The sequence below is a fragment of the Pseudomonas sp. K5002 genome, assembly GCF_013386655.1.
Taxonomy (GTDB): Bacteria; Pseudomonadota; Gammaproteobacteria; order Pseudomonadales; family Pseudomonadaceae; genus Aquipseudomonas.
This window is the reverse complement of record NZ_JACARK010001071.1, coordinates 1-1,079: the sequence shown is the minus strand read 5'-3', so window position 1 is coordinate 1,079 and position 1,079 is coordinate 1. Positions and strand designations below refer to the sequence as shown.

General features: G+C 63.9%; 1 protein-coding gene. It reads left to right on the top strand.

Annotation, left to right across the window (positions count from 1 at the left end):
* The coding region (locus tag HX846_RS33260; RefSeq protein ID WP_178967056.1) for a diguanylate cyclase domain-containing protein at positions 1-1,079 on the top strand (1,079 nt) is incomplete at both ends.

The following is a 1,079-nucleotide window of genomic DNA, read 5'->3' as shown; positions in this document are numbered from 1 at the left end:
AGCCGAAGGTCCCGGCCCCCATCGAGTCGCCCCCTGAGCCGGTATCGCCAGTAGAGGCTACCGACGCTGTCAGCGAAGCAGTGCCTGTTGTTCCGGCCGTCGCGGTCACAGCGCCTGTCGTCGAGGCACCCGCTACGCTTATCGAAACGCCAGAACCCGAGCAACCGATCGAAGCGGAGGTTGAGCTTGAGAGCGCTCTCGCCGCCATGGTCGAGGTGCCAGAGGTGCAGGCCCGTGAGCCGGAGCGGACAGAGATCGGCAGTCTTTCCCTGCCCCCGGTCCTGGCCGATGAACCGCAAGAATCGCCCGAGCAGGCAGAGCCGAACCCAGACGAGCTGCAAGCGGATCAAGCCTACGCCCTGCCCGACACCCCCGAGCCGTCTTACAGTTCGGTGGCCAAGCACATCGAAGATACCCTGCTCGGCTTACTGGAAGACCTCTCGCTGCCCGAGCGCCATCGGCCCCAGGCCGAAGCCATGCGTGAACGCCTGGCCCACGGATTGAACTGGTACGAATTGCTGCCGATCCTCGATGACCTGGCGGTGTTGATGCTGGCGATCACCGACAGCGGCCAGCACGAGTTTGAAGCCTACCTCAAGCAGCTCAACGATCGTCTCGAGGCGTTCCAGGGGCACCTGCAGGTCGCCAGTGACGGCCACGCCGACAGCCGGTCGGCGGCCAGGGAGCTGGATACCCAGATCCGCGAACAAGTGGATGGTTTGCAAACCAGCATGCAGGACGCCGCAGACCTCGACAGCCTCAAGCACGTGCTGGAGAGCCATCTCGAAGGGTTGCTGGGCACCATGGATGAACACCGCCACCAGCGTGACCAGCGCGAACAGGAAGTGGCTGCACGGCTCAAGGGCCTGGCCGAACGGGTCGCCAATATGGAGCAAGAGGCTCAGGGCTACCGTGAACACCTTGAGGTTCAGCGCCAGAAAGCCCTGATCGATCCGCTCACCGGACTACCCAACCGCGCTGCCTGGAGCGAGCGCCTGGAGCAGGAGGTCAACGCCTGGCACCAGCGTGGAAATAACCTGTCACTGGCCATGCTGGACCTCGATCACTTCAAGCGCATC